Genomic DNA, 22,354 nt, shown 5'->3' with positions numbered 1-22,354 from the left:
CGGCTCTGTGCGGCCGGTGTCAGCCGGCGTTGGGGCTGGGGGTCCCGCCGTTGCCGACACCGGCACCGCTGCCCGTGAAGCCCGGCTCACCCGGAAGCGCCGGCGGACTGGTCGTGCTGTTGACCGGCGGGGTGAGCACGACCTGCGGCTGGCCCGGGTCCGGCGGCGGCGGGGTCAGGTCGCTGGCGGGCAGCTTCGGCGCGGTCGTCTCCTGGAAGAGGACCGACGGGAAGTCGACCAGGCCGGTCTGCTCCATCACCGTGATGTGGTCGAGGACCGTGGCGTTGGCCTGGTCGGCGAGGGTGCGCACCAGGGTGTTCTCGGTGGTGGAACGGATCTTCGCGATGGTGTTGAAGATCGAACCGTGCGTCACGCGCAGGATGTTGGCGAAGTCGGTGTCGAACTTCTTCCCGCTGTCGGCGGACAGCGTGTTGACGAACCCCTGCTGCTGCGGGGAGGCCACGTTCGGGATGGCGATGTTGAGCATCTGGCTGATCTTGCGGCAGCTGCTGTCCAGCGCCGCGTGACCGTCGATCAGGTGCTTGCTCGCGGTGATGACCGCCGGGCTCGTGCCCTTCTTCAGGCCGAGCTGGCCCACGGGGTACTCCCAGAGCCCGGCCGCGCGCACCTTCACCACGAAGTCGCGGTCGCCCTCGGTCAGGGGCCCCCACTGAGTGTTGGCGATGACTCTGGTGGTGGCGCTGGACGTGGTGGTGACGCCCAACATGCTCGGGTAGGCGAGTGCCGCGAGAGTGATGCTCAGGGCACCGCCCACGAAGAGCGTTCCCGTTGCGTTCCGCGAAAAGCGCACCGATGCCTCCTGCTCGGTCGGGGTCCCGCGCAGGGGCGGGGTCTGACGCAGGGAAGTACGGATGGGGAAGCGCCGCGAACCTTTTGATTTGGCAAAGAACTTGTGAGGCCTTGTTCTGTCGGGGAGCCGTCTTGCCATGTCTTGCCCAGGGGGTGGTGATGATTTGCCCTGCTGAGAGTGGCCATGACAAAGAAACGGACTAGCTTCGCCGTATGCCCCCACAGCCATTCCCCCGCGTCCCCCGGCTGCCCAACGGAGCGGCTCCCCGGGGTCCCGCCGCGCTCCCCGTGCTGCCCTACCGCAAGCCCTCCAAGGGCCGTGACTACTGGGTGTTCGACGACGTCCTGCCGGACGTGGACGCCGTACGGGAACGCTGTCTGGCCAAGGACGACTGGGTCCAGGGATACCCGTACACCTCGGAGACCTGGCCCGGACTGCGCACCATGCCCGGTCTCGAACCCGGCGAACTGGCCGTCGTGGAAAAGCTGGTGAAGCAGGCGACCGGCGCCAAGGAACTGTGGGTGCAGCAGGCGCCCGGCGGCGGCACCCTCAACCACAACTGCGTGCAGGTCGTCGGCGAGGGCGAGAGCGAGCCGCGCCCGCACACGGACTCGCGGGCGCTGTGCCGGTACGCGGCGGTGCTGTACCTCAACCCCGGGGTCGCCAAGGACTGCGGCACCGCGTTCTACCGCCAGTCGCTGCCTGGCGGCCGGCTCGGTGGCAACATCGTCCAGGCCCCGCACAACAACCTCGTCGAGGCGCTGGGGACGCGGTTCGTCCCGGCCGACCACTTCGAGGAGGACGTGCGGGTCCCGCACAAGTACAACCGGCTGCTCCTCTACAACGCCAACCTGGTGCACAGCGCGACCGGTTACGCCGGGAAGACGCTGGCGGAGAAGCGGATGACGGCGGTGTTCTTCTGGATGGCGTGAGCGGCCGCGGTACGTCGGTCACGTCCCGGGTTCTGTAACGGCGGGCGTGACACGACCACGACGGGCCCGTGACGGCGATCTCCGAACTTCCTCTCCAGGGGCCGCATCGAAAGGGGTGTCCGGCAGAGAGCCGGGGAGATCGCCACCGCTGGGGGACCCCATGTCGAACCTTCGCAACCGCCGCAAGACCGCCGCCGCCCTGACCGGCGCCGCCGCGCTGATGGCCCTGCTCACCGCGTGCAACGGCACCGCGACCGGCTCCGTCAAGACCGACAACGGTGCGGCCGCGCCGGCCGCGGGCAACTCCACGAGCGGCTCCGGCTCCTCCGGCACCGGGACCACGTCGAACGGCGGCACCAGCGGGGGCGGCAACACGTCGGGTTCATCGACCTCCGGCGGCTCCGCTTCCGGTGGCTCCTCCTCCGGGGGCTCCTCCTCCGGCGGTTCCGCCGCCGGCACTTCGGTGCCCTCCTGCCAGGCCTCCCAGCTCGGCTACTCCTGGGCCGACCCGGGCAGCGGCACCGGCCAGCAGAAGCACGCGGTCGTGGCGTTCACCAACAAGAGCGGCCACTCCTGCACGATGTACGGCTTCCCGGGCGTCGACCTGGTCAACAGCGGTCAGAAGTGGTCGCTGCAGCGCACGAACGCCACCCCGAAGCGGGTCACCCTGGCGAACGGCGCCTCCACCAACTTCGCGATCACCTTCCTGGTGCCGGCGCAGGGCGACTCCACCACGTTCACCCCGACCACGGTCGTCGTCACGGCGCCGAACCAGCGCACGTCGTTCGACCTGTCCTGGCACGGCGGTGCCGTGCTGCTCCAGGACGGCGCCACCCACCCGGGTACGTTCATCGGCCCCGTCGGTGAGTGACCAGGGGCCCCTCGGTTCACCCCGCGTCGCGCACGCAGCGGAAGCCGGTGTGGCCGGTGGAGCTGTCGGGGGTGTTGGCGGTACGGGCGGCGACCCGGTAGCGGTTGCAGTAGGAGGCGTGGCAGAGGTGGGAGCCGCCGCGGATGACGCGGGCGGGGCCGGCGGGGCCGGCGTCCGTGCCGTGCTCGGTCCTCCACCGGTCGGCGCACCACTCCCACACGTTGCCGGACGTGTTGTACAGGCCGTACCCGTTGGGCGCGAAGGCGTCGACGGGGGCGGTGCCCCGGTAGCCGTCGGCGGCGGTGTTGCGGGTGGGGAAGGTGCCCCGCCAGATGTTGCACCGGTACTCCCCGTCCGGATCCAGCTCGTCCCCCCACGGGTAACGGGCCTGCTCCAGACCGCCCCGGGCCGCGTACTCCCACTCCGCCTCGGTGGGCAGCCGCTTGCCGGCCCAGGAGGCGTAGGCGGCGGCGTCGTACCAGGAGACGTGGACGACGGGATGGTCCCCGAGCCCGTCGAGATCGCTGCCGGGCCCGGCCGGCCGGTTCCAGGCGGCTCCCGCGACCGCACACCACCAGGGCGTCTCCGGCGGCCGCGGCGCATCCCGGCGCAGCGCGGCGGGCAGGAACCCGGCGAAGACGTACGACCAGCCCAGCCGCTCGGTGTCGGTGACGTACCCGGTGCCGGCGACGAACGCGGCGTACTCGTCGTTGCGCACGGCGCAGGCGTCGACGAGGAACGGCGACACCCGCACGGCCCGGACCGGGCCCTCGCCGTCCGCCGGGAAGCCGTCGGCGTCCTCGGCGCCCATCAGGAACTCACCGCCGGGGAGGGCGACCATACGGGTGGTCTCCGGGGTGTCGGCGGGGGCGGGGAGAGGCCGTATCGAGTGGTCCGCGGGGGCGGCGGGCGCGCAGCAGGCGGACGGCGGACGGATGGACTCCATGGGCGGAGTCTGCCGCAGCCACCTGTGACGGCGTGAGGACGTGCCACCGCCGCGGCCGGCGGAACCGTCCTGACCACCACCCTGATGTCTCCGCCCGCACCGCTCCCCCCGACCGGCGATAATCGCCCCATGGCACCCCCCACGGCCTCCGGACTCCCGCACGGGACCCCGGCCGCCACGTGAACCTGACCGAGTTGCACCGCCGCCTGCTGCCCGACCTGCTCTCGGCAGGCGCCGCCTACCCCCTGGCCCTGGCCGGCGACTACGCGGCCCAGGCCCACGGCCTGTTCGACCGCCCCGGCCGGACCCTGGAGGTGGCCACGCAGCACGCGGCGCCCATGCGGATGGTGGCCGAAAGGGTCGCGACGGGTCTGCGCGAACACGGCTGGCGCGTCGGCACACGGGAGACGGACCCCCTGTCGGCCCAACTCGTCGTCACCGACGCGGTCTCGGGGGACGAGGGCGAGGTCGACATCCTCAAGGAAGCCCTGTGGCACCCGCCGGTGCGGACCGGACTCGGCCTGACCCTCGCCCTGGAAGACGTGGTCGGCATGAGGGTCTGGACCCTGACCGACCGCGGTCTGCCCCGCGACCTCCTGATCGTCCACGCGGCGGCGGACCGCTGGACCCTCCCCGACCTGGAGGACCTGGGCCGCCGCCACGCCCGCGACACCTTCGACCTCACCGACCTGCAGTCCCGTCTGACGGGCACGGAGTGGATCGACGACAGGGAGTTCGCCGCGTACGGCCTCGACGAGCAGGCGGTCACCGGGCTCCGCCAGTGGGCCCAGACCTGGGCGGACGACATCGCGGAACGCCTGATGGAGGCTCAGCCCCCGGAGGACTGACCCGAGGACCGGGACCGGCCGAACCGATGAGGGGGGCGGCAGTGAGGAGGGTGTCCGCGGTGGGCTATGGTGACTCGCTTTTGTCGCGTACCTATGGGGGGTCTGATGCGACGAACCACAGTGGCAGCGAGTGCCGTGACCGTCCTCGTGCCGCTTCTCCTCGCCGGCGCCTCGACCGCGTCGGCCGCGACCAAGGGGTCGCTCACCGTCAGGACGCTGGACCGCAGCGGCAAGCCGGTCTACGCACAGGTGGCGGTCTACAACACGAAGACCAATGACTTCCGCTTCATCGAGGGCAACAAGAAGACATCGCTGCCCAACGGCAGTTACGAGCTCGCCACGTCCTTCGTCGGCAACAACGAGGAGGCCGTCGTCGGCGGCCACAGCGTGCGGGTCTCCGGGGCCACGACGACCACCTTCGACGGCCGCCAGGGACGTGCGGTCAAGGTCTCGCTCAGTCCCAGCCCGGGCAGCGGCTACGACCACACGGTCAGCGCGGCCGTCTGCGCCACCGACAACAGCCCGGCCACGATGAGCATCTCGGCTTCGGCGGGCGACCTGTACGCCATCCCGAACAGCAGCAGCGCGTACGAGCTGGCCTACGGCACCACGTACCAGCCGCAGTCGACGAGCGGCGGGGACTTCTGGCAGGCGTCCGCCGCGCACAGCCGCGGTGTGCCGTCCGGGGTGTCCGCGACGCTCAAGCGGTCCGGGCTGACCACGCTCAAGGTGTCCGCCCGTTCCGGTCCCGACAGCGGGCAGGTGCGGTTCTTGTTCGACGGCGAGCCGACGACCGGCTACGACTGCTCGGCGTCCATGGACCTCCTCGACTTCCAGCGAGACCTGCCCGCCTCCTTCAGCGTCCACGTCCAGGCCGGCCGGTGGGACGTGGGCCAGGAGGGCCAAGACCTCATCGACGGCGGGTTCCACACGTACGCGGCCGGCAGGACGACCTCGCTGACCATCGGCCACGCGGTCTGGGGACCCGGCGGGCAGCTGCCCTACACCTGGTACCACCAGCTGTACTTCGGGAACGACAACCTGTTCGCCGACCCCGAGCTCCAGGTGGGCGGGGGCACAGCCTCCGGCACCGTGAAGCTGACCCACGCGGGCAAGACGCTCTACTCGCACGCGTTCAGCCCCTCTCAGGAGCTCGACGCGCAGCCGCGGATCCCCGGGTCGGGCTGGTACACGATCACCGAGACCGGTCACCGCAGCGGCCTGCCGGCCGGCTCGCTGTCGACCTCCGCCAGCCTCTCCCTGCACTTCTACGCGGACGCGGGCAGGAACCAGCAGATCCGGGACTACATCACCCGGTTCTGGCCGGAGGCGCTGAACAACAGGAACCAGGCGTCCCCCGGATCGACCACCACCGTCGACCTGGGCATGCAGCGCAACGGCACGGACGACGGCACGATCGGCCGGCTGTCGGACAGCGTGAAGTCCGTCCGGGCCTGGTACACCACCGACAACGGCGCCCACTGGAAGGCCGCCACCGCGAAGCTGTCCGGCGGCAAGTGGACCATCGCCGTCCACAACCCGGCCTCCGGCGGCCGGGTCGGGCTGCGCTCGACGGTCACCGACACCCACGGCGACAGCTCGACGACCACGGTGTACAACGCGTACGCCGTGAGCTGACGGGAGGAAGGGCCGGGCAGGGCCGGGAAACGGCGCTGTCCCAGGCCCGTAACAGCCATGGATCTTGTCGCCGTCCGTGCGACAGGATCGTCCCGTGAGTGAAGACATAGTCGCCTTGAGCCCTGTCCGGGCGGCCGGTGCCGTCGCCTCCTCCGCGTTGCTGCTCGCCGGTGCCGCCTGGGCCGTGCGGGCCGGGTGGGAGCTGCGGCTGGCCGGGGCCGGGGAGCCCGCGGGCGGGCCGCCGGACCAGGGGGACGGGCGGCACCGGGCGTTGACCTCGCTGGAGAACGGGTACCACCTCGTCAGCTCCGCCGGGGGCGTGGTCACCGCCGTGTGCGTCATCGCCTTCCTGGTGTGGCTGGGGCGCGTGCGCGGCAACGCGCGGGTCGTTTCCGGGCAGGCACCCCGCTACAACGGGTTCTGGGTGCTCCTCGGGTGGGTCATCCCCATAGCGAACCTCTGGATCCCGCGGGGGATCGTCGCCGACGTGTACCGGGACAGCGCGCCGGAGCGGCGGCTGCCACGGGTCGTCAACGTGTGGTGGGGGCTCTGGCTGGTCGGTCTCCTGAGCGGGACCGGGCTCGTCTACAGCGACTCCACCGACGAACTCATCGCCCGCGCCTACGACAACGTCTGGCCGCTCGTGCTGTCCGACCTCGCGCTCGTCGGGGCGGCCGTCGCGGGCGCGACGGTCGTACGGGCCGTCACCCGTGTGCAGGTGGAGCGGGCGGGCTAGGTTCTCGCCCGCGCGGAGGCCGACGCGCACGTGTGAAGTCCGGGGCGGCGCGGTACGGACCTAGGTGCAAGCCCGCCGCCTCAGCCGTCAGGAGTCACGTCGTGAGCACCATCGCCATCGTGGGGGCCGGGCCCGGGCTGGGGGCCGCCGTCGCCCGGCGGTTCGGGCGGGAGGGATACGGCGTCGCGCTCCTCGCGCGGGACGAGGAGCGGCTCGGCGCCCTCGTCGACGAGCTGGCCGGGGAGGGCGTGCGCGCCCGTGGGTTCTCGGCCGACGTGCGGGACCCGCTGGCCCTCGTCGCCGCCCTGGCCCGGGCGGCCGAGGAGGTCGGCACCGTCGAGGTGCTGCAGTACAGCCCGGTACCGCACCGGGACTTCATGCGGCCCGTGCTGGAGACCGGTTACGCGGACCTGCTGGGCCCCGTCGAGTTCTCCGTGTACGGGCCCGTCGCCGCCGTGCAGCAGGTGCTCCCGGGGATGCGGGAGCTGGGACGGGGGACCATCTTGTTCGTCAACGGCGGCACCGCCGTCATTCCGCATCCCGACCGGGCCGGGACCTCCATCGCCTTCGCCGCCGAGAGCGCGTACGGGCATCTGCTGCACGACCGGCTCGCCGGGGAGGGGATCCACGTGGCCCAGCTGGTCATTCCGGGGGCGATCGTCGCCGGGCATCCCCGCAAGGATCCCGCCGTGCTCGCCGACACCCTGTGGGGGATGCACCGGGACCGGCACGGGTTCCGGCATTATGCCGACGATCTGGAGAGCTGACCACTCGCCGCGGCCCCGCTCGGGCCGCCCTGCGCGAACATCATGTGTGGGCCAAAATGGTGTTCGGCCTGATTGCTCCTCAAAGGGGGCCAGCGATGGCTGTGGAAATAACTCCTCTCCTCAAGCCCTCCAAGCTCAGAAGGCGCGGAGGCCTGCTCGGTGAGTGCCTGGCAGAGTTTCTCGGGACCTTCGTCCTCATCTCGTTCGGCTGCGGTGTCGTGGCGATGGCCGTGGCGGCGCTGCCCGGGTCCGGGCGCGCGGCGACGCCCACGACGATCTTCCTCGCCGCCGGCGACTGGCTCCTGATCACCTGGGGCTGGGCCCTGGCCGTCACCTTCGGCATCTATGTGGCCGGCGGGGTCAGCGGCGCCCATCTGAACCCGGCGGTGACGCTGGCGTTCGCCGTGCGCCGCAAGTTCCCGTGGGTGAAGGTGCTGCCCTTCTGGCTGTCACAGGTGCTAGGCGCCCTGGCCGGGGCGGCGCTGGTCTATCTCGTCTACCACGACGCGATCAACGCGTTCGACGCCGCGTCGAAACCGCCGAAGGTCGGCGGGCACACCGAGGCGACCTTCTCGATCTTCGCCACGTTCCCGGCGCCGTACTACCACGGCGGGAACTGGGGACCGCTGATCGACCAGATCGTCGGTACGGCCTTCCTCGTCATGTTCGTCGTCGCGGTCGTCGACCTGCGCAACACGGCCGTGGGGTCCAACATGGGACCGTTCGTCATCGGCCTCGCCGTCGCCGCGATCGGCATGTCCTACGGCGCGAACGCCGGCTACGCCATCAACCCCGCCCGCGACTTCGGACCGCGGCTGCTCACCTGGTTCGCCGGGTGGCAGAGCCTCGCGTTCCCGGGGGACGGGGCGTGGTTCAGCAACTACTTCTGGATCCCGATCGTCGGTCCGCTGATCGGCGGTGTGATCGGGGTCCTGGTCTACGACCTGTTCATCGGCGACATCCTGCACGCCCGGCTCCAGTTGGGCGAGCTGCCGGAGCCGGGGCGCACCCGGCCCACGGCGGACGAGGACTGACGTCAGGTCCCCTTCGGCGGCTCCGCCTGCCTGCCCAGGCGCTCCACCAGTTGCCGAGCCTTCGTGACCCCCGTGTCGATCTGGTCGGTGTACTTGCCGTCGGTCCGCTCGTCGATCAGGTCGCCGGCCTTCTCCAGGCCGCTGTCGAGGACGTCGCCGTGTTCCCGGGCGATGTCCTCGGCCTTGTCCTTCGCCTTCGCCGCCAGATTCTTCAGCCCGTCGATTCCATCGAACATGCCGGAATCGTCGCCAGCGGGAGCGGTCGCTGACAAGACGGCGCCCGGGGCACCCGGCGGGGCGTGAAAGGGGCGACCGGCTCAGGCACCGGGGAGCCCGAACGGGATCCGGCCGATCGCGCGGCCCCGTTCGTCCAGCAACCGGCCCATCCGCTTCGGCGAGTTGAGCACCACCGCCCGGTCCCCGATCTCCAGCGCCGGGAAGCGGTCCGCGAGATGGGACTCGAACACCGCCACCGCCGCCAGGCCGGGCAGCCACACGCCCAGCAGCAGGTTGTGCGGTCCGCTCACCGAGGCGCACAGCCGGACCTGTTCCAGCCGGGCCAGTGCGGCGCCCGTGCGCTCCAGTTCGCCGTGCGGGACACGGGCGCGGTAGACCAGCGCGGCGGACAGGCCGGCCAGCGGGCGGGCCAGGTCGCAGCGGATGGTCACCGCGCCCTCGCGGAGCATCCGGCCCAGCCGGCGGCGGGCCGCATGCTCTCCGACGCCGGTCCGCGCGGCCAGTTCGGTCCAGCCGAGCCGGCCGTCCTCGGCGAGCGCCGCGAGCAGCGCCTGGTCCTCGGGTGCGGGGCGGTCGTACATGTGCGTGCTGTATTCGGTGGTACGGCCGTGCCGGCCGCGTTCCCCGAGTGCGGCCCGGTCGGCCGGTTCCAGGGCCCGGGTGCGCCAGTCGCTGCCCTCGCCGTACTGGGTGATGCCGAGGCGGGTGCGGACGGCCCGGACGCCGGGCAGCGCCCCGATCGCCTCGCGGACCGACCGGCCGAGCGTGGGCAGGTCGGTGGCGACGACGCTGAGGAACAGGTCGTGGGCGCCGTCCGTCTCCTCGACGCTGAACACCCATGGCAGCCGGGCCACGGCCGCGCTCACCGCGGCTGCCGAGCGGGGGCGGCAGCGCACCTCGACGTAGCCGACGGTGGCGGTGCGGGCCGCGTCGTAGCCGGTGATCCAGGCCAGGCCGGAGTCCCGCAGGCGCTCCCAGCGGCGGGCCACGGTGGTCGCGTCCACGCCCAGGGCCCGCCCGATCCGGGTCCAGGGGGCGCGCGGGGCGGTCTGGAGGGCGTCGACGAGGGCCAGGTCCAGCTCGGAGAAGGCGCGGGATTCCGGCAGCAAGGCTCTCCTGGCGTCGTTTTCCTGCGTTTCCGCGCGAAGTTCGGTCACGAGGTCGATCCTGATCCTTGACTCGGCAGGCACGCAACGCACACACCCCGGGAGACCACGCCATGAGCACCAGCCCCCTCCTCACCGGCCTGAGCGCAAAGCTCCCCGAGTTGCGGGCGCTCTACGAGGACCTGCACGCGCATCCGGAGCTGTCCTTCGCGGAGGAGCGGACCGCGTCCCTCGTCGCGGGACGGCTGCGGGAGCAGGGCTGGGAGGTCACCGAGGGCGTCGGCGGCACCGGGGTGGTCGGGGTGCTGGCCAACGGCGACGGGCCCGTCGTACTGCTGCGGGCCGACATGGACGCACTGCCGGTCACGGAGGAGACCGGGCTGGCGTACTCCTCGAAGAACGACGGGGTGATGCATGCCTGCGGGCACGACATGCATGTGGCGTGGCTGCTGGGGGCGACCGGGCAGCTGGCCGCCACCCGGGACGGCTGGCGGGGGACCGTGGTGGCCGTGTTCCAGCCCGGCGAGGAGGTCGGCGGGGCGCCGAAGGTGCTCGCGGACGGGTTCGCCGAGCGGTTCCCGCGGCCGGACGTGTGCCTGGCCCAGCATGTGGCGGCCGCTCCGGCGGGGTTGGTGGGGACCCGGGCGGGGGCGCTGATGGCGGGCGCGGACAGCCTGCGGGTCACGTTGTTCGGGCGGGGCGGGCACGGGTCCACGCCGGAGGCGACCGTCGACCCGGTGGTGCTGGCCGCCGCCGTGGTGCTGCGGCTGCAGACCGTCGTCTCCCGGGAGGTGGGCGCGAACCAGCAGGCCGTCGTCACGGTCGGCTCGATCCACGGCGGGACGAAGGAGAACATCATCCCGGACAGCGTCGAGCTGAAGCTCAACGTGCGGTCCACCACCGAGGCGGTACGGGAGCGGGTGCTGGCGGCGATCGAGCGGATCGTCCGGGCCGAGGCCGCCGCCTCCGCCGCGCCGAGGGAGCCGGAGATCGTCCCCATCGACTCCTTCCCGGTCACCCACAACGACCCGGCGGCGACCGAGGCCGTACAGGCCGCACTGGCCGGTGAATTCCCCGGCCTCACCTTCGAGTTGACCTCACCGGTCCCCAACAGCGAGGACTTCGGCGCCTTCGGCACCGCCCTGGGGGTGCCCTCGGTCTTCTGGTTCGTCGGCGGCGCCGACTGGAAGCTGTACGAGGGCGTCGACCTGGAGGCCCTGGTCCGCGACGGCATCCCGCCGCAGATCCCCTCCAACCACTCCCCGCGCTTCGCGCCGACCCTGGAACCGACGCTGGAGACGGGCATACGGGCCCTGCTGGCGACGGCGGGCCACTGGCTGGCCCCCTGACCGCGGCCCCTACGGGAGCGGGACACCCCGGTCCAGGGCGGGGCGCAGATCGGTCCGCCGGCGGATGCCCAGCTTCTTGTACGTATGGGTGAGATGGGTCTCCACGGTGCGGCGGGCCAGATGGAGCAGGGCCGCGATCTCCACGTTGGTGCGGCCCTCGGCGGCGAGCTCGGCTATCCGGCGCTCGCTGCCGGTGAGGGACGCGGCGCCGGTACGGCGTCTGGGAGAGCGGGCGCCGCCCTGCCGCAGCACCTGCTCGGCCAGCTCCACCAGCCGTACGGCGCCCAGCCGTTCGGCGTGCTCCGCGGCCTCCCGCAGACAGTCGCGGGCCCGGGCCGCCTCACCGGCGGCGGTCAGCCGGCGGCCCAGCGCGATCAGGGCCTCCGCCGGTTCGGTGCCGGCGACCGGGGCGTCCCGCAGCAGTCGTACGGCCTCCTCGGTGAGGTCCAGTCCGCGGTGGCCGCCGGTCGCCGTACCGAGGACGCGCAGGGCCCGGGCCACCGTGCGCGGAGTGCCCCAGATCCGGGCCAGCCGCAGCTCCTCCTCGGCCAGGGCGATGGCCTCCAGCGGGCGGCCGAGGGCCAGCCGGCACTCGGCGGCGGCCGTACGCCAGGGGGTGACCACCGGGCTGACCACCTCACGGGCGGACTGGCGGCGGCCGCACTCCAGGAAGTCGTGCAGCGCCCCCGCCGGATCACCGGCCGCCGCCCGCACCACGCCCCGCGCGTACAGGAACCGGTTCAGCTCCCAGGTGTCCGGCGCCACCCGCAGGTCGATCCCGGCGACCAGGCTCTCGGCCCGAGCGGTTCGGCCCGTCTCCACGAGGGCGATCAGGGTGTGCGCATGGGTGTTGCCGGGCGCGACCGACTCGGGGAATCCGGTCAGGTGCGCGTAGTCGGCGCGGGCCGCCGCGATGTCCGTACGGCTGTTGAGCAGCGCCTCGCGCATGGGGTGCAGCAGATCGGGGCGCTGCCCGGCCAGGCCGCGGTCCACCAGCCGGTCGGCCTCGTCGAGTTCGTCCGCCCACTGGGCCACGGCGGCCGCCGTACCGACGAGGAACGGTTCGGTGAGCGGGTCGGCGGGTTCGGCGAGCAGGGTGCGCAGCTGCCGCATGGCGTCCCGGGCCGAGGTGAGGCCCGCGGAGGCGGCGTGCCGTACGAGCAGCGCCTGGCCGGCCGTGCCGACCTGCTCCGGGGAGCGGTCGGCGGTCTCGGACAGCCGGCGGTAGACCTCCTGGCGTACCTCCTGGTCCTGGTCGGAGAGGAGGACCGAGGCGGTGTGCAGGGTGCGTACCAGGTCGGGGTGGCCGTCCAGTTCGCCGTCCACGGAGTGCAGCACCTCGACGGCCTTGCGGGTACGGCCCCGGCCGGTCAGCGCGGTGCCGAGCGCGACGACCGCCCGCACCCGGTCCTGCGGGGCCGCGGGCAGCCGGACCGCCTCGGCGAGGCGCGGGATCGCGGCGGAGGAACGGGGCGCCGCGAACTCCAGTGAGCCCAGCTCGGTCAGCAGCCGCTGCCGGTGGTCGTCGGAGAGGGGTTCCTCCAGGGCGCGCCGCAGATAGGCGACCGCGTCCTCGCTGCGGTCGTCGCAGAGGGCGAGTGCGGCCGCGTCCTTCAGCAGGGGCGGTGCCCAGGCGGCGTCCACCGGGCCGGACGCGAGTAACTGGCGGGCCACCGCCTCGGCGGGGGCGTCCTGACGCAGCATCGCCTCCGCGACCGCCCGGTGCACGGCGCGGCGGCGGGACGCGGGGACTCCGGTGAGGACCGCGTCGCGCAGCAGGGGGTGCGGGTAGTGGGCGTGGCCGTCGGGACCCGGGGTGAGCAGGCCGAGGTTGGTCATGGCGGTGAGCCAGCCGGCCACCCGGGTGGGGTCGGCGCCGGCGAGTTCGGCGAGGAGGGGGGTGATGTCGTGCTCGGGCAGGCCGGTGCCGGTGCCCTCGTCGAGTACGGCGAGGGCGCGGGCGACCTCGGTGGTGGCCGGGCCCGCGCTGTCCAGCCACCACCGCACGGCGGCCGGGTACGAGCCGGGGTACAGCGCGGCCGTGCTGGTGGGCACGGTGGGATGCCGGGTCTCGTCCAGGTCGTCCAGGAGGGCGCGCAGCAGCAGCGGGCTGCCGGCGGCGGCCCGGACACAGGCGTCGATCCAGGGCCGGTCCGCGGCGGGGAAGGCGCGGCGCACCCGGCCCGCCGCGGCCTCGGGGGTGAGGGGGGCGAGGGTGTGGGTGCGGACCAGGGCCGGGGGCAGGGTGTGCGCGAAGCCGGGGGTGGGCGGATCGAGGTCGTACTGGCTGCGCTCGCCGATCACGAGCAGGATCGGTAAGCGGTCTATGTGGCGGGCGGACTCCACGAGCCAGCGGTGCGAGGGGGTGTCGGCGAGGTGGACGTCGTCCACGGCGACGAGGAGGGGGGAGGCCTCGGCGTAGGCGCGCAGCACCCGCCAGAGTCCGGCGGCGGTGGCCCGCTCGTCGCCGTCCACCGCGAGGTCTGCGAACTCCGGTACCGGGCCGAGGAGTTGGAGCACCGTCGAGAAGGAGATGGCGGTGTCGGCGGGGGAGCAGCGGGCGCGGAGGGTCTTCAGACCGAGGGCGGCCGCCTGCTCGGCCGCGGCTTCCAGGACGGTGGTCCGTCCGGTTCCGGTGGCGCCCCGGAGCAGCACGAGCCGACCGCCGCCGGTTCGCGTGCGCTCGGCTTCCGCCGCCAACAGGGCTGTGGCGTCGGCGAGTTCAGGGGACGGGTGGGTCATTCCTGGCTCCTCGCGGTGCGCTGGTGGGTTCGGGGGGTTAGAGCGGGTGGGGGCGGGAGAGGTTGTGGGGTGGTGAGGGTGGGCGGGCGTTTGTTGCATGGGTGGCACATTTGATACGGGGCTGTGGATCTGGGTGGGGGGCTTGGGGCTGCGGGTCCGGCGCGGGTGCGTTGTGGCTGGTCGCGCCCACGCGGCGGAGCCGCATATCGATACAGCCCCGCGCCCCTTTAGGCGGGACCAGTGGACCCACCTTCTTGGGGGCGCGGGGAACTGCGCGAACAACCCCCACCGGCCCGCGGCGAACACGCGACCTCAGGCACCCCTGATCCCATATCTCGTGGTCCATCTCGTGGTGCTCCACGATTGTCCTGCCCCTTCGGCCCCGGCAGGCTGGGGTCATCCCGCCCGTCACCGTTCCCTCAGGGGTGACGGGCACATGTACATAGGGGAAGCGGTTGGTCAGCCACAGCTCATTCGAGTCGGTCGGGCGCACGCCAGTGACCGTGTACGCACCGGACCCGATCTCCCGGGAGGGCGCGCTCAGCCAGCTGCGGCGGCACCCGGAGATCGAGTTGCGCGAGGAGTCCGAGACCGGGCCCGGCACGGTGGCGCTGCTCATCAGCGACAGTCTCGACGAGCCGGAGCTGACCCGGCTGCGCCGGGTGGTGCGCAGCGAGGGTGCACAGGCCGTGCTCGTGGTCGGGACGCTGCGCGAGACCGAGTTGCTCGATGTGATCGAGTGCGGGGTCGGGGCCATCGTATGGCGCCAGGAGGCCACCGAACACCGCCTGGTCCAGGCCGTGTTGGCGGCCGCGCGGGGCGACGGGGACCTGCCCGCCGATCTGCTCGGCCGGCTCATCGACCAGGTCGGCACCCTGCACCGTAACGCCGCCGGGCGTCCGGGCGCCCCGGCCTCCGGACTGTCCGCCCGTGAGGTGGACGTCCTGCGACTGGTGGCCGAGGGGCTCGACACCGGTGAGATCGCCAGCAAGCTGTCCTACTCCGAGCGCACCGTCAAGAACGTCATGCACGGGCTGACCACCCGGCTGCATCTGCGCAACAGGGCCCACGCCGTGGCCCATGCCCTGCGGGAAGGCTACATCTGACCGGACGGGCAGCTGGCACCGACCGCGGGGCAGCGCGGTCTGCCCGGCCGGTCCTGCGGGGCGCGCGCGGCGGGCGGCAGGATGAAGACGGGCAAGGGATGGGGAGTACGGCGTGATCCACGAGGTGGACCAGGTGCTGCGGAACCTGCTGACCGGCGGTGCGCTGGCCGGCTCCGGCATCGACGTCTCCTTCGACGCCCCGACCCGCGACTGGGCGGCCCGCCGCAACGGCCCCGTGATCAACAGCTATCTGTACGACATCCGTGAGGACGTGAAACGGCGCCAGCGCGGGCACATCGACATCCGTGACGAGCGGGACGTCGTCGTCAAGCGCCGCCAGCCGCCCCGGTGGTTCCGGCTGTCGTACCTGGTGACGTCGTGGACCAAGCGGCCGGAGGACGAACACCGGCTGATCAGCGCCGTGCTGGCGACCCTGATCCCGAGAGAGCTGATCCATCCCTCCGAACTGCCCGGCTCGCTCGGCGCGTTGGGGCTGACCGTCCCCCTCTCGGTGGCCGGTATCCAGACCGAGGCCCGCTCCCTCGCCGAGATCTGGTCGGCGCTCGGCGGTGAGCTCAAGCCCTCCCTGGACGTGGTGGTCACGGCGCCCTTCCCGGCCTACCCGGAGTACGACGCCGGTCCGCCCGTCACCGAGGGCGCCGCCGTCCGGGTACGCGACGGACTCGACGACACCGCCCCGGTGCTGGAGGAACGCGCCCACCGGCCAGGCCAGGTCGCTCAGGCCAAGGCGGCCGCCCGGGGTCCCCGGGCGTGACCCTCTCCCTCTCCCCGGAGCCGGCCGCCCCGCTCCTGGCCCGGCTGTCCGCCCTGCGCGACCGGGTCGCCGCCCTGGCCGAGCACCGCGCCACCGACGACCCCACGGCCACCGACCCGCTGCGCGGCCTCTACCTCTCCGAAGAGGCGGTACGTCACCTCCTGAGCCCGCAGCCGGCACCGGACGAACTCCCCGCCCTGGCCGAGGACTTCCCCGACCGTCTCACCGACCTCGCCGTCCGTCTCGCCCTCACCCCCCTCGACACCACGATCCTCCTCATCGCCCTCGCCCCGGACCTCGACCGCACCTTCGAGCCCCTCTACGGCTACCTGAACGACGACGTCGGCCGCCGCCGCGCCACCGTCGGCCTCGCCCTCGACCTGTACGGCCTCCCCGCCCACCTCGCCGCGGCCCGCGCCCGCTTCCACCCCACCGCCCCGCTCACCGCACTCGGCCTGCTCACCGTCGAGGAGCCCGAACGCCCCTTCCTCAGCCGCTCGTTGCGGGTCCCTGACCGGGTCCTGGCCCACCTCCTCGGCGACGACACCCCGGACGCGGCGCTGACCGGAAGCCTGCGCCCGCTGTCGTACGACGGCGGCGAAGTCGTCGACGAGGAGTTCGTGGGCCGGCTGGCCGCCCGGATCGCCGCCGGGCCGCTCTTCGCCTGTCTGCGGGAGCGCCGGGAGGGTGAGGGGCTCGGCTGCGCGGCCGCCGCGATGCGCCTGGCGGGCCTGGCGGCCTGGCACTTCACCGGACCCGAGGAGCGGGTCCCGGAGGTGCTGCGGGAGGCCCGGCTGAGCGGGCGCGCGGTGGTCGTCGACACCGGGCAACCCGGGCCACTGGTATCGGCGTTGAGCGCAGCGGCCACCGATGTCACGGTGCTGGTCGCGACCCCCCGCCCGTACGACCCCGACTGGTGCGACCACCGCGACCCCCTCGTCCTGGATGTCCCCTCCCGCCGTGCCGCCGCCCCGGACGCCTGGGCGGCCGTCCTGCCCGACGACCCCGGCTTCGACCTCGCGGCCACCGTCGCCCCTTACCACCTCGGCGGGGACCGTCTCGCCCGGGCCGCCCGGGCGGCGCAGGACCTCGCGGCCTTCGACGGAACCCCGCTGACCGCCGCCCACCTGCGACTGGCCGCCCGTCAGCAGTCGGCCTCCGGCCTCGAACAGCACGCCCGCCGCATCCGGCCCGCCGTCGACTGGCGGGACCTGGTGCTCCCCGAACGCCCGCTCACCGAGCTGCGCGAACTGGCCCTGCGGGCCCGCCACCGCGACCGCGTCCTCGGCGACTGGCGGCTGAGCGCGGGCGGCGGCCGGGGCCGCGGGGTGCTGGGCCTGTTCGCCGGCGAGTCGGGCACCGGAAAGACCCTGTCGGCGGAGGTGGTGGCCGCCGAGCTGGGGCTGGACCTGTACGTGGTCCAGCTGTCCTCGGTCGTCGACAAGTACGTCGGCGAGACCGAGAAGAACCTGGAACGCATCTTCACCGAGGCCGACCGCACCGACGCCGTGCTCCTCTTCGACGAGGCCGACGCGGTCTTCGGCAAGCGCTCCGAGGTCAAGGACGCCCACGACCGGTACGCCAACCTGGAGTCGGCCTACCTCCTGCAGCGCCTGGAGGCCTTCGACGGCATCGCGCTGCTCACCACCAACCTCCGCGCCAACATCGACGAGGCCTTCACCCGCCGCCTCGACCTGGTGGTCGACTTCCCGTTCCCGGACGAGGAGCAGCGGCTCGCGCTCTGGCGGCACGGACTGGCCCATGTGCCGACCGAGGAGGCGGTCGAACTCCGGCCACTGGCGGGGGAGTTCGAACTCGCGGGCGGTTCCATCCGGAGCGCGGTGGTGACGGCCGCGTATCTGGCCGCCGGACGCGGGCAGCAGGTCACCGCGGCGGACCTGCTGGAAGGCGCCCGACGCGAGTACCGCAAGGCGGGACGGCTGGTGCCGGGCACCTGGTGACCGGCTAGTCGCCCGACGGGCGGACGATCTGCCATTCCTGGTCGTCGGAGTCCGAGCAGGTGTACAGGGTCAGGTTGGTGTCGTTGCCGCCGGTGCTGTAGCCGGCCACGTCCAGGCAGAGGTTGTCGCTGGCGAAGTTGCGGATCCAGTAGGCGCCGCTGGGCTGCTTGTCGATCCACCAGAGCTGGTTGTCGGCCTTCGTACCGTCGCACTTGTACTCGGTGATCGGTGAGGAGAGCGCTGCCGAGCCGTAGTTGGGCAGGTCCATGCAGAGCTGGTCCTTGGCGTTGCGGATCTGGAAGAGGGCCGCGCCGCCGGGGCCGTCCTTCTCGTACCGCACCTCGAGGTTCCACAGTTGGTTGTCGGCGGTGGTCTCGTCGCAGGTGTACTCCCGCACCGGGCCGTTGCTGCTGCCGTCGCCGTAGCCGGGGATGTCCGCGCACTTCTTCGTCGTCGTATTGCGGAGCAGGACGTTTGTGGCCGGTACGACCGGTTTCGCGGTCTTCTTCGGTTTGGGCGACGACTGGGCCTGGCCGCCTCCGCCGCCCGACCCGGTGTCCGGTGTGGCGGGGGCGTCGTTCTCCGGTTGCTGCGCGACCGGAGACTGCGAGGGCGCCGGGGCGGCGGCCAGCGGGGCACTGGCCGAGGGGCTGGGAGCGAGGGAGCTCACGGCCGCCTCCTGGACTTCCCTCGCCTGGCTTGTGACCGGCGGTTTGTAGGAGATCCAGATCAGGGCGAAGGTGATGGCGAGGGCCATCAGGGTGCCGAAGAGGGTGGCGAGCCAGCGGGGCAGGAAGCCGCGCTGGATGTAAGTGCCGTCCACAGGCTGTGGATCGACGCCCGAGCGTTGGACGGTGAGGGCGTACGGCCGCTGTTCCTTGGGCCCGAACCAGATGATCTTCCGGGGTTTGAGGGTGGCGGTGACGAAGGCGGCGCGGCCCGGTTCGATCTGGACGTTGCTCGGGCGGAGGTCGTAGGCGAGCTGGTCGCCGTTGTCGCTGCCGCTGACGGAGGCGGTGAGTTTGGTGTTGCCGAGGTTGTCGATGGCCAGTTGTGGGCGGCCCCGGAAGCGGCCCTTGACCGTGGGCGGGACGAGTTCCGCGCGCAGTTCGGTGAAGGGGGTGATGGTGAGGTTGCCCTCGGGGACGGTGACGGCCTCGGGGTGTTCGGTGGGCGTGATGCGGACGGCGTAGGGGTTGGGTCCCGCCGTGGCGTCGGGGGTGCGGGGCGGGGTGAAGGTGAGCTCCACCGTGCCCGTGGTCCCCGGGTAGAGGCGGAGCGTCTGTGGTTCGACGGTCGTCCAGGGGGCGATGGGGCCCACCGGTTCGAAGCGGTACTCGTCGACGACGTCTCCGGTGTTGCGCAGCCGCAGGCGTACGCGTGTCGAAGCGCCCGGGTCGACGGTCGCGGAGGCGGGTTCCAGGGAAGTCCACAGGCTCACGTCAGGACGCTAACGGCGACGCACGGGACGGAGGAGGGAACGCCGGGCAGGCCGCGGTGGTACGAGGGCAGACCGGGGGGCCGGGGGGACGTCCGGGGTTGCCCTTCGGGGCTCCGGGCCGATCCGGCGCCCGCGCCGTCGGCTCAGGCGGCCGGGCCCTCGCCGGCGTCGTCGCCGGGCTCGCCCCAGCGGGCGTTCCACCGGTCCACGTGGCGTTTGAACGTGGACGACGAGATCTTCAGGAACCTGGCGACGGAGGTCCAGGAGATCCGGACGTCGTCTCCGTTCATGATCTCGAACAGCGTCCGCTGGAGACCCTCCGGGAGGTCCGGGTTCCAGGTGGCGCCGTCCGAGACCGCCCGCCACCCGTCGGACAACCCGGCGGCGGTCATGGCCTGCTCGACCCGCTGCTGCTTCGCCGCGTAGAGCTTGATGTCCTTCGCCTGCTTGCCGGCCGAGCCCATCTTCTTGAGCCGTTTGTCCAGGGCCGCGCTGGTCATCATGAGGTGATCGGCGATGCGCTTCCTGCTGGCGGCTTCCCGGGCCAGCAGATCCCTGATCACGGGCAGCAGTGCCTCGGGGAAGGGGACGCCGAACTTGCCGCTGCCCTTGGACGCGGTCCGCTCCGCCAGCTCCCTGCGGAACTCGGGGGTCATGGCCTCTTCCAGCAGCGGGACGACGTTCCCGACGAACTGCTCCTCCCGCATCCGCTCCAGCTCCGCCGGGTCGAGCCGGGGAGCGGAGGGGGCCCTGGGGGCGGGCTTCAGGGTGAGCTGCCTGGTGGCCGACACCAGGTCGGCGTCCGACTCGGCCTGCGACTCCTCGGGGTCGCTGTTGGACGGGGTGTCGTTCATGGGCACGAGCCCGATGCCTCTCGGATAGCGCACCTTGCCGTCCTCCGTGCGCTCCAGCCGCAGCTCCTGCTCCCAGCCGCCCTGCGCGCTCTTCGTGGCCTTTCCGCTCGCGATGTTCTCGTCGGTGGGCCGTGCGCCGCCGATCGTGGAGACGTACATCCGGCCGGTGGTCATGTGGGCGCCGAACCAGTTGGTGTGGGACCCGGTGGTGTCGGACTCGGTCGTGTCGGCGGCGAAGTCGGGGAAGTTCTGGGCGATGGAGCCGAGGGCGTTCTGGAAGAAGTGGTTGCCGTTCGGGTTGTAGGCGAGCTTGATCCCCAGCCGGGTGCGGAAGTAGTCGAGCAGCGCCAGGCAGGCCTTGCACGGACGTTTCCGGCCGCGGACGAGGGCCACGTCGTGCGAGGTGTCCCCGGTGACGCCAGCATGGTGCAGGAACATCAGCAACTGCTGCTCGGCGTGCAGTACTTCGTCGCTGTCGCCGTTGTGCAGCAGATACGCGTAGTCCGCGAAGTCGGTGTCGTCCTTCGCGAGCAGCTGCGCCAGGTAGGCGCGGTACGACGGGTGTTGCGCGGCCTTGGCCGAGATGTCCACCTTGCGGATGTAGGTCATCCTCCGCAGGGCCCGGGTGGTGGCGTTGTCCCGCTTGTCGGACTCGCTCACCGGGCTCCCGTCCACGTCCAGCGACATCGAGGGGAGCGGCTGCGCGACCGGGCGGGGGCGCAGCCCCTCGCCGATCTTCGCCCGGGCCGAGCGGTCCCGGCGCTGCTGCTCGGCCACGTTGCCCAGGATCGCGCCCTCGTCCTCGGTGCTCTCGGCGGCACCGGACGCCTTGCCGGTCCTGGCGCGCTTGGCGCCCTGGGAGTCACCCGCGGGTGCCCGGCGCTTGCCCGGCCGGGACGACGTCACGTTCCGCTCGTCGTCCCCGTCGTAGTCCAGGTTGTCGAAGTCGGTGTACAGGGCGTCGCGCAGAGTCTGGCCCTTGGCGTCCTCCTCCGACGCGTCCTGGTCGCCCTGGTGGAGCAGATAGGCGTGCAGCCTTTCGACCGTCTGGTTCAGGTTCCCGGCGAAGACCAGATGCCCGTTGAAGAGCATCGCCTCGATCTCCTCCTCCTGCTTCGGCTTCGCCGCGCCCTTGGCGTCCTTGTCCTTCTGCTCCTTCTCGTCCTTCGCGGCCCTCGCCTTCTCCTGCTCCTCCAGGAAGGTCACCGCGCGGTACAGCCGGCGGGCGGCGTGGCGCAGACTCTGCGCGGACCGGTGGCCCGCGTAACTGCGCGGATAGTGGACCAACACCTCCTCGTCGACCCGGCCCCACTGCTTCATCGGCTGCTCACAGGTGCACGCCTTGACCAGTTCGCCGATCGCCTTGGCGTGCCGCTCCCACTGGGTCTCGGAACTGCGTTTGGCCGGCTCGGTGGCCCTGCCCTTGCCCTTCGGCTCGCCGGCCCGCTGCATCTGCGGGACCGCCGTCGCCGGGGCACGCTGCACGGCGGCACCGGCCGAGCCGCCCGTCGGACGGCCGAGGTCGGGCGCCTGCCCCTGGGCCACCCGGCGGCCGTTGGCCGCGGAGGCCTGCTCGAAGGGGTCGTCCCGGTGGGAGACCGCGACGCCGGTGCCGTCCGGGGTGCCGGCGACGGCACCCGCCGACTGCTGGCGCACATGGTCCAGCTCGTGGAACATCGTCTCGTCGTCCACGCTGCGACGGCTGAGGACGATGTCGTGGCCGACGGTGTAGGCGTGCGCGCCGTACTCCCGCGCCGACCGCTGCGCCACGATGCCGGAATGCACCCGCACATGGTCGAAGCTCATGCGATAGGCCTGCTCCGCCTTGCGCCGGACGCCCGCGTCCAGCCGGTCGCCCGGCGTGGCCACGGCGTCGAACACCGAGGAACGGCGCTGGACCGTCGGCTGCTCCCCGTGGCCGCAGTGCGGGCCGTGTCGGTGGCGGTCGGCCTCGACGGCCCGGGTGACCGCCGCGTTCCCCGCCGCGCGTTGCAGCGCGAGCAGCGCCGAGGCCACGGCGCCCGGCCGGGGCGCGGCAGCGGGGCCTTCGCCCGTGCGTCGTGCGGTGCCCGGCGCACCCGCCTCCCGCTGCCGTGCGCTGTCGTCCTCGTGTGCGTGCATCCAAGCGTCCCGTTCACTCGGTCGGGCAGAACCGTCCGGTGACTCCGTCCTAGCCCGCCCCGGCCGCCCACGGGAAGGG

At 72.6% G+C, this 22,354-nt stretch carries 18 protein-coding genes; 11 read left to right on the top strand and 7 right to left on the bottom strand.

The window, feature by feature from the left end; genetic code table 11:
* Positions 1–19: 19 nt before the first annotated feature.
* Entirely contained in the window at positions 20–775 is a 756-nt protein-coding gene (locus EDD90_RS27205) for a DUF4142 domain-containing protein (protein ID WP_123981696.1), read from the bottom strand.
* Positions 776–1,023: 248 nt separating this feature from the next.
* Here EDD90_RS27205 and EDD90_RS27200 point away from each other — a divergent pair, with 248 nt between their 5' ends.
* Entirely contained in the window at positions 1,024–1,743 is a 720-nt protein-coding gene (locus EDD90_RS27200; protein WP_221305133.1) for a DUF6445 family protein, read from the top strand.
* A 160-nt stretch (positions 1,744–1,903) separates the two neighbouring features.
* A complete protein-coding gene (locus EDD90_RS27195) occupies positions 1,904–2,614 on the top strand; it encodes a DUF4232 domain-containing protein (RefSeq protein WP_123975617.1) in 711 nt (236 codons plus the stop codon).
* A gap of 16 nt (positions 2,615–2,630) precedes the next feature.
* On the opposite strand, the gene EDD90_RS27190 is transcribed toward EDD90_RS27195, so the two are convergent.
* The gene (locus EDD90_RS27190) at positions 2,631–3,560 is read right to left on the bottom strand and encodes a formylglycine-generating enzyme family protein (protein WP_123975616.1); all 930 of its coding nucleotides are present in this window, start codon (positions 3,558–3,560) and stop codon (positions 2,631–2,633) included.
* A gap of 179 nt (positions 3,561–3,739) precedes the next feature.
* On the opposite strand from EDD90_RS27190, the gene EDD90_RS27185 reads away from it, so the two are divergent.
* The 5 genes from EDD90_RS27185 (at position 3,740) to EDD90_RS27165 (ending at position 8,583) form a co-directional block, all read left to right on the top strand.
* Positions 3,740–4,408: a hypothetical protein gene (locus EDD90_RS27185; protein ID WP_123975615.1), complete on the top strand. Its 669-nt coding sequence runs from the start codon at positions 3,740–3,742 to the stop codon at positions 4,406–4,408.
* Positions 4,409–4,513: 105 nt separating this feature from the next.
* Positions 4,514–6,046, top strand: a complete 1,533-nt coding sequence (locus EDD90_RS27180; RefSeq protein ID WP_123975614.1) for a hypothetical protein — start codon at positions 4,514–4,516, stop codon at positions 6,044–6,046.
* 94 nt (positions 6,047–6,140) lie between these two features.
* Positions 6,141–6,782 carry a DUF4328 domain-containing protein gene (locus EDD90_RS27175; protein WP_123975613.1) on the top strand — a complete coding sequence of 214 codons (642 nt, stop codon included), beginning with the start codon at positions 6,141–6,143 and terminating at the stop codon, positions 6,780–6,782.
* Between the two features lie 101 nt (positions 6,783–6,883).
* The gene (locus EDD90_RS27170) at positions 6,884–7,549 is read left to right on the top strand and encodes an SDR family oxidoreductase (RefSeq protein WP_123975612.1); all 666 of its coding nucleotides are present in this window, start codon (positions 6,884–6,886) and stop codon (positions 7,547–7,549) included.
* A 95-nt stretch (positions 7,550–7,644) separates the two neighbouring features.
* Complete coding sequence (locus EDD90_RS27165; protein WP_123975611.1) at positions 7,645–8,583, top strand: MIP/aquaporin family protein; 939 nt, start codon at positions 7,645–7,647, stop codon at positions 8,581–8,583.
* Positions 8,584–8,585: 2 nt separating this feature from the next.
* On the opposite strand, the gene EDD90_RS27160 is transcribed toward EDD90_RS27165, so the two are convergent.
* On the bottom strand, positions 8,586–8,819 hold the full coding sequence (locus EDD90_RS27160) for an antitoxin (RefSeq protein ID WP_123975610.1): 234 nt from the start codon (positions 8,817–8,819) through the stop codon (positions 8,586–8,588).
* A gap of 81 nt (positions 8,820–8,900) precedes the next feature.
* Positions 8,901–9,929, bottom strand: coding sequence for an Lrp/AsnC family transcriptional regulator (locus EDD90_RS27155; protein ID WP_123975609.1), 1,029 nt, complete (start codon positions 9,927–9,929; stop codon positions 8,901–8,903).
* Between the two features lie 110 nt (positions 9,930–10,039).
* Between EDD90_RS27155 and EDD90_RS27150 the strand changes: the two genes are divergently transcribed.
* Positions 10,040–11,275, top strand: a complete 1,236-nt coding sequence (locus EDD90_RS27150; protein WP_123975608.1) for an amidohydrolase — start codon at positions 10,040–10,042, stop codon at positions 11,273–11,275.
* Positions 11,276–11,284: 9 nt separating this feature from the next.
* Here the strand turns inward: EDD90_RS27150 and EDD90_RS27145 are convergent, their stop codons facing one another.
* A complete protein-coding gene (locus tag EDD90_RS27145) occupies positions 11,285–14,017 on the bottom strand; it encodes a LuxR C-terminal-related transcriptional regulator (RefSeq protein WP_123975607.1) in 2,733 nt (910 codons plus the stop codon).
* Positions 14,018–14,514: 497 nt separating this feature from the next.
* Here EDD90_RS27145 and EDD90_RS27140 point away from each other — a divergent pair, with 497 nt between their 5' ends.
* The 3 genes from EDD90_RS27140 to EDD90_RS27130 all read left to right on the top strand — a co-directional run bounded on the left by EDD90_RS27140 (position 14,515) and on the right by EDD90_RS27130 (position 17,859).
* Positions 14,515–15,123, top strand: coding sequence for a response regulator transcription factor (locus tag EDD90_RS27140; RefSeq protein ID WP_185149239.1), 609 nt, complete (start codon positions 14,515–14,517; stop codon positions 15,121–15,123).
* A 112-nt stretch (positions 15,124–15,235) separates the two neighbouring features.
* Positions 15,236–15,898: a DUF4255 domain-containing protein gene (locus EDD90_RS27135; protein WP_123975605.1), complete on the top strand. Its 663-nt coding sequence runs from the start codon at positions 15,236–15,238 to the stop codon at positions 15,896–15,898.
* Positions 15,895–17,859 carry an ATP-binding protein gene (locus EDD90_RS27130; protein ID WP_123975604.1) on the top strand — a complete coding sequence of 655 codons (1,965 nt, stop codon included), beginning with the start codon at positions 15,895–15,897 and terminating at the stop codon, positions 17,857–17,859. The genes EDD90_RS27135 and EDD90_RS27130 overlap by 4 nt, the downstream gene beginning before the upstream one ends.
* A 4-nt stretch (positions 17,860–17,863) precedes the next feature.
* Here the strand turns inward: EDD90_RS27130 and EDD90_RS27125 are convergent, their stop codons facing one another.
* Together EDD90_RS27125 and EDD90_RS55665 are read right to left on the bottom strand one after the other, a co-directional pair.
* The gene (locus EDD90_RS27125; RefSeq protein ID WP_123975603.1) at positions 17,864–19,300 is read right to left on the bottom strand and encodes an RICIN domain-containing protein; all 1,437 of its coding nucleotides are present in this window, start codon (positions 19,298–19,300) and stop codon (positions 17,864–17,866) included.
* A 143-nt stretch (positions 19,301–19,443) separates the two neighbouring features.
* Positions 19,444–22,275, bottom strand: coding sequence for a DUF4157 domain-containing protein (locus tag EDD90_RS55665; RefSeq protein ID WP_185149238.1), 2,832 nt, complete (start codon positions 22,273–22,275; stop codon positions 19,444–19,446).
* Positions 22,276–22,354 lie beyond the last annotated feature (79 nt).

Origin of the sequence: Streptomyces sp. Ag109_O5-1 (genome assembly GCF_003814875.1) — a bacterium.
Lineage (GTDB): Bacteria > Actinomycetota > Actinomycetes > Streptomycetales > Streptomycetaceae > Streptomyces > Streptomyces sasae.
The sequence above is the reverse complement of the archived record's forward strand: the minus strand, read 5'-3'. Positions and strand labels throughout refer to the sequence as shown.